Here is a 15511-nt window from a genome sequence, read left to right on the forward strand (position 1 = left end):
GTAGGAAGTTAATGATGATGGCCACCCGGACCGTGTACGTGTCCATGATCAATTTCTTCCGGTTCAGCATCGCGGATAGAAACGATTTCACCTTTGAAATGTAAGTCAAAGCCAGCCAAGGGAGAATTGAAGTCCATATGCACCCCTTTATAGTCAATTTTGATGATTTCTCCCCGCAGCTGATTGCCCTGATCGTCTTGCATGGGGATAACTTTCCCTACCTTCAACAGGTCTTTTTGTTTTTGACCGTTTTCTTTGAAATTAGCTTTAGGGATGATGACTTTTTTATTTTCGTCGTAGTCTCCATATCCGTTTTCAAAATCGATGAATACATCGAATGAGTCGCCAACTTCTTTGCCTTCCAACGCATGCTCCAAAGCAGGCAGCACATGGCCTGTTCCGAATAAAAAGTAGAAGGGTTGGTCTTTGTCAACTTTTTCAAAGGACACCATACCAGTTTCCCCATCGTCTACATGCAGCTCGTAACTTACGGCTACAACTTTATTTTTTTCTATTTTCATGATGATGTGTTGAGAGTACAAGATTACTAAAATCTCGGTAGATAAGGAAATGGGGGATATTGGTTGATATCTTGATAATAAGAAATATCCCCTTGATTGAGATAATATAGAAATAAGAGTTGAAATAATCAGAGGAAGAGATATTATTGATATGGATGGATATTTTTTGATATTCTGCTATTGCTCTTTGAAAAGAAATAAGGTAGAAATGCAGATCAGACCCGGCAGGTTTTTAAAACCTGCCGGGTCTGATCACTGATAAATAGCTGTTTAATGTGTTTCATATTATTTGGAAACTATTGCGGAGATGACTGATTTAACCTAATCTTTGGAGATAATTTCCAACAAAGCCCATCAATAGGGTTGTGGTGTCAATCCTTCCCATTGAGAATTATCTCGAAATTATTTTGTTTGTCCCTAATAGGGGCGTTAGCACTACGGTCTTCGTAGAAAAATAGGGGTAGAATGGAATCAGAGGGGCGTCAGCCCTGATATCTAGGGGCTACTGCGTAAAATTTTAGATGTTGTGATTATTTCGTTTTGCATTGATCTTCATTGGAATAGTGACCAATGGACAAGACATCAGCGCTACGCGCTTCTTGTGCCACCATCAAAAATCCATGCTATGAAGATAACAGGGCTACGCCCCTTGCCCCCTTTTTTTTAATTGCAATATCATATAATCAAATTATTATCAATTATTTGGGTAAAAAAATAGGATTCCGAAAAGAATTGAGCTCTGCTTTAAGGTACAATTTCTACCAGGGGCGTTAGCCCTGCGGTCTTCGTAGAAAAATAGGGGTAGAATGGAATCAGAGGGGCGTCAGCCCTGATATCTAGGGGCTACTGCGTAAAATTTTAGATGTTGTGATTATTTCGTTTTGCATTGATTTTCATTGGAATAGTGACCAATGGACAAGACATCAGCGCTACGCGCCTCTCGTACCACCATCAAAAATCCATGCTATGAAGATAACAGGGCTACGCCCCTTGCCCCCTTTTTTTTAATTGCAATATCATATAATCAAATTATTATCAATTATTTGGGTAAAAAAATAGGATTCCGAAAAGAATTGAGCTCTGCTTTAAGGTACAATTTCTACCAGGGGCGTTAGCCCTGCGGTCTTCGTAGAAAAATAGGGGTAGAATGGAATCAGAGGGGCGTCAGCCCTGATATCTTGGAGCTACTGCGTAAAATTTTAGATGTTGTGATTATTTCGTTTTGCATTGATCTTCATTGGAATAGTGATCAATGGACAAGACATCAGCGCTACGCGCTTCTCGTACCACCATCAAAAATCCATGCTATGAAGACAACAGGGCTATGCCCGTTGCTTGAAACCCTCATGGAATGATGAAAATTGATTTGCGCCTCATCACCTCTGCCAAAAACCTACTTGTCTACACTGCGAATTTAATTCTCTTTTTTCCCTATCAAAAACACACTATATTCATCCATGAAAATTTGGCAACCAACTGCGTCTCAAAAGACCAAATTTATGCTTTATCAAGTTGGGAAGGGGTTTTTCTTTCTTGGGATCTTGGTAGGGATATTTTTTATACTTCGACATCTGATTGGTCCAGAGACGAGAGAAGAATGGTTTGGTGCGATTTACAATAATCCGACTTTGGTGATGCTGGTTTTTGTTACTTCCGAACATCTTTTTGGTATAGTTCCACCCGAGATCTTCATGCTTTGGGCATTGGAGACCAAAAGTTTGGGACCCTATTATTTAGCCATTCTCGTGTTATCCGTCATCTCCTACGGGGCTGGGTGGATCAATTTTAACTTAGGAAGAGCAATTTCCAAGCGCTATGATTTAGAGCATGCAAATAACCGATTTATCCGAAAAAATCTTGCACTCATCAAAGAATATGGAGCTTACATGGTAATTGTGGCCTCGATCAGCCCATTGCCATTTTCAGCAATTGCACTTTTAGCTGGTTCCAGCGGCATTTCTCAAAAAAAATACTTGCTCAACAGTCTTTTCAGGATCCTGCGTTTTTTCGTCTATGCCTATGTGCTTTATAAAATCCAACAGTAATTTCACCAACAAATTACCAATTCATGTGTTGAATGGGTAACTTTGCCCGTTATGAATGCTACCATTGCTACTCCTGTAGATCAGATCGATCAGTTAGATCCCAAAGAATATATCATTATCAAAAATGCCCGCGTCAATAACTTGAAGGGGGTAAGTTTGGCAATTCCCCGAAATAAATTGGTGGTAGTGACTGGACTATCTGGTTCAGGTAAATCATCCCTTGCCTTTGACACCTTATTTGCCGAAGGACAGCGGATGTACGTAGAGTCTTTGAGTTCTTATGCTCGACAATTTTTGGGCAGAATGGAAAAGCCTGACGTGGAGTACATCAAAGGAGTCTCTCCCGCCATCGCTATCCAACAAAAGGTCACGACTAAAAATCCTCGCTCTACTGTCGGTACTACCACAGAAATCTACGATTACCTCAAATTACTTTTCAGTAGAATAGGCAAAACCATCTCCCCAATCAGCGGTGATGAAGTCAAACACCATACTGTGACTGATGTAGTGGACTTTGTCTTAAGTTTTGAAGAAGGTCAAAAGGTGATGATTTCCTGTCCTTTGCAGATCCCTTTTGGGCGTACCTTGGCGCAAGAATTGGAATTGCTCCTTCAGAAAGGTTATACTCGAATTTTGATCGATGGAGAGGCGTATTTTGTAGAGGACTTACTTGAAAATAAGGATATTCCTAAAGGAACTATTGATATCTTGATCGACCGAGCCTCGGTCAAAAAGGAGGATGAAGACAACCAATTCAGAATTGCTGATTCGGTGCAGACAGCTTTTTTTGAGGGGCATGGAGAATGTACGATCACGGTGCCAGGGGAAGTCACCCGCACCTTTTCTGATAAATTTGAATTGGATGGAATGGGATTCGAGTTGCCTTCGGTTAACTTTTTTTCCTTCAATAATCCTTATGGAGCTTGTAAAACCTGCGAAGGCTTTGGCTCAGTATTGGGTATTGATCCCGATTTGGTGATCCCTGATAAAAGCATGTCCGTGTTTGAAGGCGCCATTGCACCGTGGAGAGGAGAAAGCACAGGCAAATGGTTGGAGCCTTTAGTGAAAAAAGGCATCTACTTTGATTTTCCTATCCATCGTGCATATGAAGATCTCAGTCCAGCAGAAAAGGAATTACTTTGGACCGGAAATTCACACTTTAAAGGGCTGAATGCATTCTTCGAAGATTTGGAGTCCAAAACTCATAAAATCCAGTATCGCGTGATGCTTTCCCGGTTTAGAGGAAGAACTACCTGTCCGGATTGTAGAGGAACACGCTTACGAAAGGATGCTTCCTATGTGAAAATCGGAGGTAAATCAATTACCGATTTGGTCCTGTTGCCGATAGAAAAGGTTTATGCTTTCTTCCAGCAATTGGAAATGACTCCTCAGGAAGAAAAAGTAGCCAAAAGATTACTAAAAGAAATTTCCAACAGACTGGAATATATTGACAAAGTTGGTTTAGGCTATCTTACCTTAAACCGCCTCACCTCTTCTTTATCCGGTGGGGAGTATCAACGAATTAAACTAGCCACTTCCTTGGGTTCTGCACTAGTAGGTTCCATGTATATTTTGGATGAACCAAGCATTGGGCTACATCCGAGAGATACCGATCGACTGATCGAAGTACTGAAGACACTGAGAGATTTAGGCAACACGGTTATAGTCGTGGAGCATGAGGAAAAAATCATGCGTGCCGCAGATCAAATCATTGATATCGGTCCTGATGCTGGGGTGTTGGGAGGTGAACTTGTTTTTCAAGGAAATCTGCAGGAGTTGCTTTCCAGTGCTCAAACCCATACCGCTAGGTATTTGAAAGGAGAGGAGAAAATTCTCGACAAACTAAATCCGCGAAAGTGGAAAGATTTTATTTTGGTCAAAGGTGCCCGAGAAAACAACCTGAAAAATTTACAAGTGAAATTCCCTCTGAATACCCTAACCGTGGTGACAGGTGTTTCTGGTTCGGGAAAATCCACGCTTATAAAAAAAGTACTATATCCTGCTTTGGGTAAAACCTTGGGGACCGTATTGGAAGAAACGGGTAAGTTTGATAAGCTGGAGGGCGATCACAAGAAAATCACCCAAGTGGAATTTGTTGACCAAAATCCTATAGGTAAATCCAGTCGTTCCAATCCAGTAACCTATGTCAAGGCTTATGACGCTGTGCGGGCGCTATTTGCAGATCAGCCTTTGGCCAAGCAGCGAGGGTATAAGCCTGCCTTTTTCTCTTTCAATGTGGATGGAGGGAGATGCGAGGCTTGTCAGGGAGAGGGCACTGTGACGGTTGAAATGCAGTTTATGGCCGATATTCACCTGACTTGTGAGAGCTGCAAAGGCAAACGATTTAAGAATGAAATCTTGGATATCAAGTATCAGGATAAAGATATTTCGGATGTATTGGCGATGACCATCGATGAAGCAATGGATTTTTTCAAAGGAAAAACACAAATCATCAACCGCTTACAACCTTTACAGGAAGTAGGATTGGGTTATGTGGGGATGGGGCAGTCTTCCAATACGCTCTCGGGCGGGGAAGCCCAACGGGTAAAATTAGCCTCGTTTCTTGGAAAAGGTGGAACGAAGGCGGGAGACCATATCCTCTTTGTTTTTGATGAGCCTACTACGGGGCTTCATTTTCATGATATCCGCAAACTTTTGCATTCCATCCAAGCCTTAATCGATCAAGGGCACTCGGTAATCATTATCGAGCACAATACGGAAGTCATTCAAGCGGCTGATTGGGTCATTGATTTAGGTCCTGAAGGAGGAGAGCGTGGTGGTAATCTTTGCTTCGAAGGAACACCCGAGGCTATGCTAACCGCCCAAGACAATTACACAGCGCACTACTTGCGAGAGACCATCAATTTTGATCGCTGATGGAATTTAACCTTCAATATGCCTTTGAGCTTTTAGGAACCTTTGTGTTTGCCATCTCTGGAGCATTGGCTGTTCGGGATAAAGAGCATGATGTATTTGGGGCTGGATTTACGGGCTTTATAACGGCCATTGGTGGAGGTAGCTTGAGGGATATGTTATTGGGTGCTTATCCATTGGTGTGGGTAGGGGACATTTGGGTATTATATGCGATTTTGGCGGGAGTCCTGACAGCATTTATCTTCCCAAGTATCATGTTGAAGCTTCGAAAAACCATGTTTTTGTTTGATACCTTGGGAATCGCACTTTTCACAGTACTCGGCGTTGAAAAAGCGCTTTCGTTGGGGGTTAGGCCAGAGATTGCAGCTATTATGGGGATGTTTTCTGCTGTGATGGGAGGGGTTATACGGGATACTTTAGTCAATGAAATCCCCATTTTATTCCGAAAAGAAGTGTATGCCTCCGCATGTTTGGCAGGGGCGATTTTGTATCTGATTTTGAATTATGTGGGAATTGAGCGGGATTGGAATTTGATTATTTCAGGGTCGTTGATTTTTACCATCCGGATCTTAGCAGTGAAGTTTAAGTTAAGCTTGCCGAGACTGGATTAGGGGCTCGCGGAAGGCGCGGAATCCACGGAAAGACGGGAAAATTGAACCTTTGAGGTCTTCTAGACCTCGAAGGTTTTATGTCCACGGATTACACGAATAACACTAATGTTTTTTTGGCTCGCGGAAGAAGCGGAATCCGCAGAAAGAAAGGGAAATTGAACCTTTGAGGTCTTCTAGACCTCGAAGGTTTGCCACGGATGCACGAATGTTCACCAATAGTTCTTGCGGAATTGGCAGTGTACACTGAAAAAGTTTAGAAATCAAACATCTAGGGGCGTAGCCTTATGATCTTCGTAGAAATTGATATAGAAGGAGAACTAGAGGGGCGTAGCGCTGATGTCTTGTCCGGCTAGATGATTTTTAGACACGGATTTAAATGTTGATTTGCAAGGATTTACACAGATGGTTTGCTGTCGCAAATTTGGGCTCGCAGAATGCGCGGAATCCGCAGAAAGAAAGGGAAATTGAACCTTTGAGGTCTTTCGCTCTTCGTAGATTTTGTGCTCAAAGAGACTTTTTTAAGCCTAATGACTTAAATAGTCTACAAAAAAAGATAAAAGATTTTTTGGTGCGATGATATCGAATCTATATTTTTTTAATACTTTACTTAAAATGAAGGGTATAAGGATACAGCTTTTGATTGTTTTTGTGATGCTTTTGGCTTCTTGTAAAAAGGCTGAGGTATCAGGGTTATTGACTATTGACGTTACTAAAAATACTGAAAAAGAGCTTGCATTGAGTGATATTTCAGCATCAGTCATTAAAATATCGCTTGAAAATCATGAAGATGCGTTGATCACAACTATTAAGGAAGTGGTAACGATTGATTCCTATTTTGTTGTCATTACATATGATTCCAGAATATTAATTTTCGACCAAGATGGGCTTTTTGTAAATGCTGTAGGGAAAAAAGGGGAAGGTCCTGGTGAACATAGATTTATTTCGGCTTTTGCCAAGGATGAGGATTCAAGAAAATTTTATGTGGTATCTTCTAAAAAAGTATTGGTGTACAGTTTCGATTTTCAACTGATAGATGAATTTACTTTGGATTACTATATCAGCAATTTATCTATTCAAAATAACAACATTTATGTTGTTTCGAATGCCTATGAAATACCAGTGGAGGAGGGGTATGCGACTGAGACATCCCTCTACGTTTTGGACAAAAATTTTGCTAGTTTGGATACAATTCCACTAAGGAGGGTGGTGAGAAAAGACAGGCAAGCAAGTATTTTGGGCTATAACAAATTTATTAGTACAGATGGATTAAATACGTTTATCTATGCTCCAGTAGCTACAAATGAGGGTTTTTTACGGGATACAATTTTTCAACTTGCAGCTAATACGGTAGTTCCTTACGCTAAATTACGTTTTGCTGAGCCACATGTAGATGAGAAGGGTATCAAAAAATATTGGATTGCCAATATTTTTTCAACAGCCAACTATTTGGGTGCTCACTATTATAAGGAGGCTAACGATATTCATTTTTTTTTTATGACAGAAATACCTCAAAGGGATTTAATTTCAAAGGTGGGCCGTTGGATGATGAAGGGGATGTGGTTGTCCTTAATTTGCTAGATGCCAGTACTGATACATTTTACTATGTGAAGACAGATACTTATGCTGATGTGGCAAATGAAGAACAAAACCCAATTATCGGAATCGTGAAATTGAAGTAATTTATTGACTATTGGGATATTTTTGGCTCGCGGAAGGCGCAGAATCCACGGAAAGGAAGGGGAATTGAACCTTTGAGGTCTTGGAGACCTTGAAGGTTTGCCACTGATGCAGGAAAGTTCACCAATAGTTCTCGCAGAATTTGGACTCGACACTGAAAATAGTTTAATAATCAATCATCTTGGGAAGTAGCCTCATAATTTTAATAGAAATGGATATTGATGGTTGACTAGGGGAGGGGATTGCTGCTATCTTGTCAAGCTAGATGATTGTTTGACACAGATTTAAATGTTGATATTCACAGATTAACACAGATGGGTTTGCTGTCGCAAACTTGGGCTCGCGGAAGGCGCAGAATCCACGGAAAGGAAGGGGAATTGAACCTTTGAGGTCTAGGAGGCCTCGAAGGTTTGCCACTGATGTAGGAATGTTAACCAATAGTTCTCGCAGAATTTGCGCTTGACACTGGAAAAAGTTTAAAATTCAAGCATCTTGGGAAGTAGCCAAATGATTTTAACTGAAATCGATATTGAACTAAGGGAAAGGATTGCTGCTATCTTGTCTAGCTAGATGATTTTTTGACACAGATTTAAATGTTGATATTCACAGATTAACACAGATGGGTTTGCTGTCGCAAACTTGGGCTTGCGGGAGGCGCAGAATCCACAGAAAGGGGATTGAATCTTCGAGGTCTGCAAGACCTCGAAGATTCAGGGACAGCCTGAGGATATATCAATTTTTAAGTGGACGCTTATAAATTCAGTTTGATTCTTCGAAATGCTAATTCATCATCCACATTCAAATAGGACCAAATCATTCCGTCTTTTACAAATGCACTGTGAGGGGTGAAGTCGAGTTTTTCCAAATAGGACTCTCCTATGAGCTCGAGGTTTTCGTTTAAGACAGTCAGGTAAACGCGGTTTTTGAATTTGGGAGAATCCTCAACATCTGGTGAATAAGAGGGGTTTTTATCGGAGGTGTATGAAAAGCGATAGAATACCTTTTTTTCCTCATCCCAAATGGGTGCTAGAAAATTGATTTCTTCATAAATCGTTTCTCGTAGTTCTTCCATTGCCTTTTCGGTTTCCACTTCATCGGGATACCCTCCTTTTTTTCGGGATTTGGTGAGGGTGGGGGTGTAGCTTACTTGCCGTATACTATCGGAGTCCATATCCAATACATACAAGTCAGCATAGGAGGAATTACTGAAAATGGCTCGAGAACCTACTCTTCGGAGGTTTTTATCCGAACCTGTAATAGATACCATCATATCTCCTCGCAGGATAATTTTGTAATCCGGGAGTTCTTCGATGCCTGGAAATGTGAGTTTCTTAATGGTTTTCTTATTAAAATCAGTTTTCACCAAGTCGAAGGTGCCGGCCATCCAATTATTCATTAAGCCCACCATCATAGAACCATTTTCTAAGATAATTGGCTTGGAGTCATAATCTCTTCCTACGTCCAAGCTATCCCCAGTAAATTCTTCAGATTTGATGCGCAAATCTTGGAGTTTCTTTCCATCCTTGGAAAATAATCCACGACTACCAAAACCACCAATCACGAAATTATTATCGACAAGAGCCAACACATTGATAAAAGTATTGCCAACGCCGTCAGGGCCTTCTTTTTCAAATGGGTACTGATTCCGTAATTCCAGGGCATTTAAATCTATTTCATTGACTTTATTTTGGTCAGGATCCCATAGATACAAGAATTGTTTGTCGGGAGTCATATCTGAGACAAAGAGTCCGTATTTTAAATTCAAGATCTCCTCTCCTGGATCAACCATGACCGTATCGACGGAAAAGCTTATAGAAGAATAATCAATTTTTTGTTCTGATTCTTTGCTTCCGCAAGAAAAAAGAACCCAACTGGCTAAAAAGCAAATGAATAGTAATCTCATAGTCCTAAATTTAGTTCGAAAACTAGAGATTTATCAATAATTTTCCAACAATTGGTCTTGTTAAAAAAACTAATTCGGCTGAGGGTTCACGCAACGGTCGCACCGAACAACGTCACGAGTGCAAGAAGATGCAAAATTAGCTTGGGTGAAAGACCATCCTAATGATAGGTTCAAAAATAGAAATAAAAATAAGTAGCTATTTATCAACGAGAAAGACCCGGCAGGTTTTTAAAACCTGCCAGGTCTTTTCCACGCATGAATTAATATCTCTCTCCCATTTATTTCTACCATATTTCAACTTTATTTCCACCTTATTTCAATCCTCTGGGGATAACCAGTATCAAAAAATATCGATCAATATCAACAAATATCTACCAATATCCCACTCTCCCAATTATTTCTACTTTATTTCCACCTTATTTCATTTTGTAAACGAAATATCTCAATTAATATCAACTAATATCCACTAATATCCCTATTACACTTTCCACCCCCTCGTCATCTCTTTCTTACCCGGAGGTCCTGGCAGGGTTTCTACTTGGAGTCCAAGTTCTTTTAGATCACGTTTCAGTTGGCCTTTGGCACAATAGGTTACGAGTATACCTCCTGGATTGAGGGTATCAACGGCTTTGGAAAGCATCTCTTTTGTCCAAAGCTCAGGTTGTTTGTTGGGGGCGAAAGCATCGTAAAAAATCACATCGCTAGGATATAAAACAGCCTCTTCCAAGGTTACTTCATCCTTTTTCATATTGAAATATTCGCTCACAATATCTCCATGATTCCATTTAGTTTCGTGCAATACTTGAAAAAATGGTGCATAATGATAAATGCTATCATCAACCTCTGTATAATTCAGTTGTTTGAAGATTTCCTCCTGCAAAGGAAAAGGCTCTATTGTATGATAGAGTACCGGAACTTTGTATTGTTCTGCCCAAACCAAACTCAACCAAGCATTCAAACCAGTACCAAAACCCACTTCGAAAATTCGAATAGGGAATTTGTTGGGGTTGCGCATGTACCACGCTTCTAGGCCATAGAGCATAAAGACATGTACAGATTCCCTGTAGGCTCCATGAAAGGAGTGGTAGGTTTCATTGATCTCTGGTACAAACAAGGAATGTGAACCGTCTTCTGTGGTGATGATTTTTACCTTCCTGCTCATGTCACTTTTTGTAAATCAGTGCTACACAATAGGCTGACACGCCTTCCTCCCTGCCTACAAAGCCTAATTGCTCCGTAGTAGTGGCTTTGATGGAGATGGCCCCTTCTTCTAGACCCATGACCTCTGCTAGACATGATTTCATAGTTGGGATATGGGGATTTAATTTGGGTACTTGTAAGCAAACGGTTGTATCAATATTTCCGATTTCATAACCTGCATCACGAAGGAGCTTCATCACTTCTCGCAACAGGATTTTACTATCTATTCCTTTGTATTTGGGATCTTTGTCTGAAAAATGAAAGCCAATATCCCGCATGTTGGCTGCGCCTAAAAGTGCGTCACAGATGACATGAATCAATACGTCTGCATCTGAATGGCCTACAGCTCCCTTTTCGTGTTCCAATTTGATACCACCCAACCAAAAGTCATATTCTTCTCTCAGTTGATGTACATCATAGCCAAATCCTATTCTAAAATTCATATGATATTTAATGCTTTATGAAATTGCTTTGTAATAAACTGTGGAGGCGTTATCCTCTCCTAATAGTGTATGTCCCCAGTTCAAAATGTCTTGGGAAGGGATAGCTCTTTTCTTTTCGTATTCTGTTTGGTAAAGATTCACATCTCCCAAGTGTGCATAGTAGGCCAAACTCATAGCCCTATTCAATAACTGAACAGATTCATACGTCTTCATAGCTTCCGCCTGATTTTTTACTTTTTGAAGGATGGTTTCTTCAATGGGTTTTTGCAAAAACTGTTTGACAACTTCATCCAAAGCTTTTTCTCCTTCTTCAGCAGTTTTTCCTTTTTCCAGTTTCCCAGAAAAAACCAACAAGCCAGGATCCACTGTGCCCAAAATATAAGCTCCTATTGAAGCGAATATATCTGAATTTTTGACCAAGGTTTGCTCTAGCAAAGAAGATCGTCCGAAGCCAATGATATCTGTAATCAAATCTGCCTCTAAGTAGCCTTCTTGAAGTTTAGCAGGCATATGATATGCTTTATATAAAGCATCTGTGGGCACATCTGCTTCAATAACTCTTGTTTTTTTACCTCTTTGCGGAAGTTCTCTCGGAATACCAAGACGCTGAATGCTGCCTTTCGGAATGCCACTAAACCATTTTTCAGACAGTTTTTGTACTTGGTCCGTCGTTACATCGCCTGCTACTACCAACACGGCATTATCAGGGCGATAATGGGTCCAGTAAAATTCTTCTACGTCTTCCTTTTGGTAATTGACAATATCTTCGATGGTTCTACCAATGGTTGGCCATTGATACGGATGGGTCTCATAAGCCAAGGCCCGCATGTGATGAAAGGCATCCCCATAGGGCTGATTCAAGTAGCGCTGCTTAAATTCTTCAATTACTACTTTTCGCTGGGTTTCGATGGTTTTTTCCTGTGGATTGAGGTACATCATCCGATCGGATTCGAGCCAAAAAGCGGTCTCCAAATTCACTGCAGGCAGTGTCATGTAATAGTTGGTGATGTCCGTGTTGGTAAAGGCATTGCAGCTGCCACCTACTTTTTCCAAGGCTGTATCAAAGCTTGGGACATGTTGTGAGCCCCCAAACATCAAGTGTTCGAAGTAGTGGGCTAAACCTGTTTTTCCGGATACTTCATTTCTTGAACCGACTTTGTATAGCATGTTGAAGACGGCAATTTTTGTACTCGGATCCCGATGTACCAGTACCTGAAGTCCATTGTCTAAGAAAAACTGTTCGTATGTGATCATTACTTGTTGCCAAAATTGAAGAGATACGATAGGAGCGCTATCGTAAAAATGCCAAGACGGCCCACGATAAGCTACGCTCACCATGGGCCTGCCAAAGCTAAGAAATAAATAGAATTTTTATGGGATTTGTTTAGGAAATGGGTTCTCCCTGATAGCCTGCCTTCTTCAAGGCTTCCACTACTTCCAAAGCAGAAGCATCACCTTCCACCGTAAGGATTCGATCGGGGTTCTTAAGGTCTACAGACCATTCGATGTTGCTTAGTTTTTCCATTTCCGGTGTGATGGCAGCTACACAAGCCCCACATTTCACATTTGTTTTTAATTGAATCATAGTTTTTGTTTTTTAGGTCCACTAATTTCACGAATGACATGAAGTTTTATTTTATATTGATTATTTTTAATAACCTGATTTACTTCTTTTTGCATTTTCCAGAATCATTTATTTGCATGGCTCATGGATGTTCACGATATTTTTTAAGTCCACAGATTTCTCAGATTAGCACAGAACTTATCTCGTCCTGGAATTACTTGAGACTTTCTTAAGAATAATTTTCTTATTTACATGCCACCAATATATCGCCGAACCTGTCTATTACAGGTAGAGGCATATTTCAATTTTATCTCGTGTTAGCATATTTCACTAGTATCTCGCTTCTCGCTTCTCGCTTCATCCTTCATCTTTTCACCTTCACCCAATACCTCTAATCCTAAGGCTATTTGTCACCACTGATACCGAACTCAAGGCCATGGCTGCCCCTGCAAGCATGGGATTGAGGAGAAAGCCAAAGAATGGATATAACAAGCCTGCGGCAACAGGAATTCCAATGATATTGTAGATAAATGCCCAAAAGAGATTTTGACGGATGATGCGAACCGTCTTTTTGGTCAACTGCAAGGCTGTCGGGATGCTGCTTAAATCTCCATGTATCAAAGTGATAGCGGCAACTTCTTTGGCTAAATCAGAGCCTTTTCCCATGGCTATAGAAACATCCGCCAAACTCAAGGCTTCTGAGTCGTTGATCCCATCCCCAACCATGGCCACTTTTTTGCCTTTGCTTTTCAATTGTTTGATGTATTCGCCTTTTTCATGAGGAAGTACTCCCGATTGAATGTAAAGGATACCTACTTCTTCCCCGACTGCTTGGGCTGTATTGGCTTGGTCTCCTGTGAGCATGTGGACTTCCAATCCGGAGGCTTGCATGGCTTCAATAGCAACTTTACTGGTTGATTTGATACGATCCTGAATTGCAAAACAAGCGATTACTTGCTCATCTTTGCTGGCATAAATCAAGCTTGCGGTAGGGTAAGTTTGTTCTAAATTCTGAATTGCGCCTGTGATACTTTTAGATTCACCACCCCCCCACGCTTGATTACCTATTTTATATGTATGATCGTTTGTTTTTCCAATCAAGCCTTTACCCGTGATACTATCAAACGAATTAAGTGGAATGCTCTCCATTTCTTGCAAATGCTCTACCAATGCTATGGCAAGCGGATGTTCGCTGTAGGTTTCTAGTGTATAAATGGCTTGTTTGTCCTGTTTGCTTGCTTCTTTAGCCCACCAGCTTCCAGCCACATGAGGTTTCCCTTCGGTAATCGTACCGGTTTTATCCAAAACCAGTGTGTCAATCTGAGTTCCTTTTTCCAAGGTCTCAGCATCTTTGATTAAAATCCCTAGTTGGGCAGCTTTACCCATGGCGGCTGTAATAGCAGTAGGGGTTGCCAAACCCAAAGCACAAGGACATGCAATGACCAAGACGGTGATAAATGCCAACATGCCTCTCAGCCATGAATCGTCTACCCCGGAAAATCCCCAGATCAAAAAGCTGAGGAGGGCAATCCCCATTACCGTAGGAACAAAAATACTAGCTACTTTGTCTACCAATTTTTGCACAGGAGCCTTGGATGCTTGGGCATTTTTTACGCTTTCAATGATGGTAGCCAATAAGGTTGATTTTCCTACAGCCGTGGATTCAAAAATAAAGCTTCCTTGTTGATTGATAGTCCCTGCAAAAACCTGGTCGTTGATATTCCGGAGGACTGGGACAGGTTCACCTGTTAACATGCTTTGGTCCACATACGAGCTTCCGTTGGTTACCACTCCGTCTACAGGGATGGTTTGCCCAGGCTTGATGCGGATGAAATCTCCTTTTTGGACTTCTTCAATGGAGCATTCCATCTCTTTTCCATCTTTTACTAAGGTGACCATCTTAGGTTGTAAATCCATCAATTGACGGATAGCTTGCCCAGTTCCTGCTTTGGCTGATGCTTCCATGGTTTTACCCAACAGAATAAAGAAGATGATGACTGCTGCTGCTTCAAAATATACATGTGCATCTAAACCACGGCTATTTAAAAATGTGGGGTAGAAAGTATTAAAGGTGCTATACACATAGGCTATTCCCGTACTCAGTGCTACCAAGGTGTCCATATTCACTTGGCGCACGCGGGCTAACTTATATGCATGGGTGAAAAACTGTCTGCCAAAGACCAATAAAATAGGGGTAGTCAGTAACCACATTATCCAATTTGCGAAAGGCCAGTGCATACCAAACATGCCAATGACAAATACAGGAAAGGCCAATACTCCAGCCATTATGGTATTTTTTTTTAGCTGTTCAAAAGCATTCTGATGCATTTTTTCCAGATCTTCCCGAAGTATGTCATCAATTAATAACTCGTAGCCCGCCTCATCCACCGAATCACGTAAGCTTTCTAAGCTAACCTTGTCCTCTTCCCATTCCACCCAAGCAGCATGATTGGCATAATTCACTTGAACACTTTTTACTCCTGCCTGCTTCTGCAGTGTTTTTTCTACACTGAGGGCGCAGGCGGCACAACTCATACCCATAACCGGTATTTCTTGTTTCTTCATCAATCGATCATTCATCTTACAAAAATAAGACATGTAAAGCTCAAGAGATTTATATAATTTTGGATATTATTAAACACTAGGCATGCCACTCTTGTAAAATCTCGGATT

Annotated in this window: 11 protein-coding genes; 4 read left to right on the forward strand and 7 right to left on the reverse strand. The window is 41.0% G+C overall.

Annotated features, from left to right (window positions below; genetic code table 11):
• Positions 1–8: 8 nt before the first annotated feature.
• Entirely contained in the window at positions 9–521 is a 513-nt protein-coding gene (locus IPZ59_RS07755; protein WP_236139298.1) for an FKBP-type peptidyl-prolyl cis-trans isomerase, read from the reverse strand.
• A gap of 1457 nt (positions 522–1978) precedes the next feature.
• Here IPZ59_RS07755 and IPZ59_RS07760 point away from each other — a divergent pair.
• The 4 genes from IPZ59_RS07760 to IPZ59_RS07775 all read left to right on the forward strand — a co-directional run bounded on the left by IPZ59_RS07760 (position 1979) and on the right by IPZ59_RS07775 (position 7629).
• Positions 1979–2566, forward strand: a complete 588-nt coding sequence (locus IPZ59_RS07760; RefSeq protein WP_236139299.1) for a VTT domain-containing protein — start codon at positions 1979–1981, stop codon at positions 2564–2566.
• A gap of 51 nt (positions 2567–2617) precedes the next feature.
• Positions 2618–5443 carry an excinuclease ABC subunit UvrA gene (uvrA, locus tag IPZ59_RS07765; protein ID WP_236139300.1) on the forward strand — a complete coding sequence of 942 codons (2826 nt, stop codon included), beginning with the start codon at positions 2618–2620 and terminating at the stop codon, positions 5441–5443.
• Complete coding sequence (locus IPZ59_RS07770) at positions 5443–6051, forward strand: trimeric intracellular cation channel family protein (protein WP_236139301.1); 609 nt, start codon at positions 5443–5445, stop codon at positions 6049–6051. The genes uvrA and IPZ59_RS07770 overlap by 1 nt, the downstream gene beginning before the upstream one ends.
• Positions 6052–6663: 612 nt before the next feature.
• Complete coding sequence (locus IPZ59_RS07775) at positions 6664–7629, forward strand: 6-bladed beta-propeller (RefSeq protein ID WP_236139302.1); 966 nt, start codon at positions 6664–6666, stop codon at positions 7627–7629.
• A gap of 850 nt (positions 7630–8479) precedes the next feature.
• Here the strand turns inward: IPZ59_RS07775 and IPZ59_RS07780 are convergent.
• From IPZ59_RS07780 to IPZ59_RS07805, 6 genes are all read right to left on the reverse strand, one after another.
• On the reverse strand, positions 8480–9631 hold the full coding sequence (locus tag IPZ59_RS07780) for a DUF4221 family protein (protein WP_236139303.1): 1152 nt from the start codon (positions 9629–9631) through the stop codon (positions 8480–8482).
• 478 nt (positions 9632–10109) lie between these two features.
• Positions 10110–10793 (reverse strand): tRNA (5-methylaminomethyl-2-thiouridine)(34)-methyltransferase MnmD, encoded by a 684-nt coding sequence (gene mnmD, locus IPZ59_RS07785; protein WP_236139304.1) that lies wholly within the window; start codon positions 10791–10793, stop codon positions 10110–10112.
• Between the two features lies 1 nt (position 10794).
• Complete coding sequence (ispF, locus tag IPZ59_RS07790) at positions 10795–11274, reverse strand: 2-C-methyl-D-erythritol 2,4-cyclodiphosphate synthase (protein WP_236139305.1); 480 nt, start codon at positions 11272–11274, stop codon at positions 10795–10797.
• Positions 11275–11289: 15 nt separating this feature from the next.
• A complete protein-coding gene (locus IPZ59_RS07795; protein WP_236139306.1) occupies positions 11290–12528 on the reverse strand; it encodes a M16 family metallopeptidase in 1239 nt (412 codons plus the stop codon).
• A gap of 130 nt (positions 12529–12658) precedes the next feature.
• The gene (locus IPZ59_RS07800; RefSeq protein ID WP_236139307.1) at positions 12659–12859 is read right to left on the reverse strand and encodes a heavy-metal-associated domain-containing protein; all 201 of its coding nucleotides are present in this window, start codon (positions 12857–12859) and stop codon (positions 12659–12661) included.
• Between the two features lie 357 nt (positions 12860–13216).
• Complete coding sequence (locus IPZ59_RS07805) at positions 13217–15436, reverse strand: heavy metal translocating P-type ATPase (RefSeq protein WP_236139308.1); 2220 nt, start codon at positions 15434–15436, stop codon at positions 13217–13219.
• Positions 15437–15511: the final 75 nt, after the last annotated feature.

The organism is Mongoliitalea daihaiensis, assembly GCF_021596945.1.
Lineage (GTDB): Bacteria > Bacteroidota > Bacteroidia > Cytophagales > Cyclobacteriaceae > Mongoliitalea > Mongoliitalea daihaiensis.

Bases quoted from the DNA above. Each gene is read 5' to 3' on its own strand.
- IPZ59_RS07755 (WP_236139298.1), bottom strand. From the start codon at position 521: ATGAAAATAGAAAAAAATAAAGTTGTAGCCGTAAGTTACGAGCTGCAT.
- IPZ59_RS07760 (WP_236139299.1), top strand. From the start codon at position 1,979: ATGAAAATTTGGCAACCAACTGCGTCTCAAAAGACCAAATTTATGCTT.
- uvrA (WP_236139300.1), top strand. From the start codon at position 2,618: ATGAATGCTACCATTGCTACTCCTGTAGATCAGATCGATCAGTTAGAT.
- IPZ59_RS07770 (WP_236139301.1), top strand. From the start codon at position 5,443: ATGGAATTTAACCTTCAATATGCCTTTGAGCTTTTAGGAACCTTTGTG.
- IPZ59_RS07775 (WP_236139302.1), top strand. From the start codon at position 6,664: ATGAAGGGTATAAGGATACAGCTTTTGATTGTTTTTGTGATGCTTTTG.
- IPZ59_RS07780 (WP_236139303.1), bottom strand. From the start codon at position 9,631: ATGAGATTACTATTCATTTGCTTTTTAGCCAGTTGGGTTCTTTTTTCT.
- mnmD (WP_236139304.1), bottom strand. From the start codon at position 10,793: ATGAGCAGGAAGGTAAAAATCATCACCACAGAAGACGGTTCACATTCC.
- ispF (WP_236139305.1), bottom strand. From the start codon at position 11,274: ATGAATTTTAGAATAGGATTTGGCTATGATGTACATCAACTGAGAGAA.
- IPZ59_RS07795 (WP_236139306.1), bottom strand. From the start codon at position 12,528: ATGATCACATACGAACAGTTTTTCTTAGACAATGGACTTCAGGTACTG.
- IPZ59_RS07800 (WP_236139307.1), bottom strand. From the start codon at position 12,859: ATGATTCAATTAAAAACAAATGTGAAATGTGGGGCTTGTGTAGCTGCC.
- IPZ59_RS07805 (WP_236139308.1), bottom strand. From the start codon at position 15,436: ATGTCTTATTTTTGTAAGATGAATGATCGATTGATGAAGAAACAAGAA.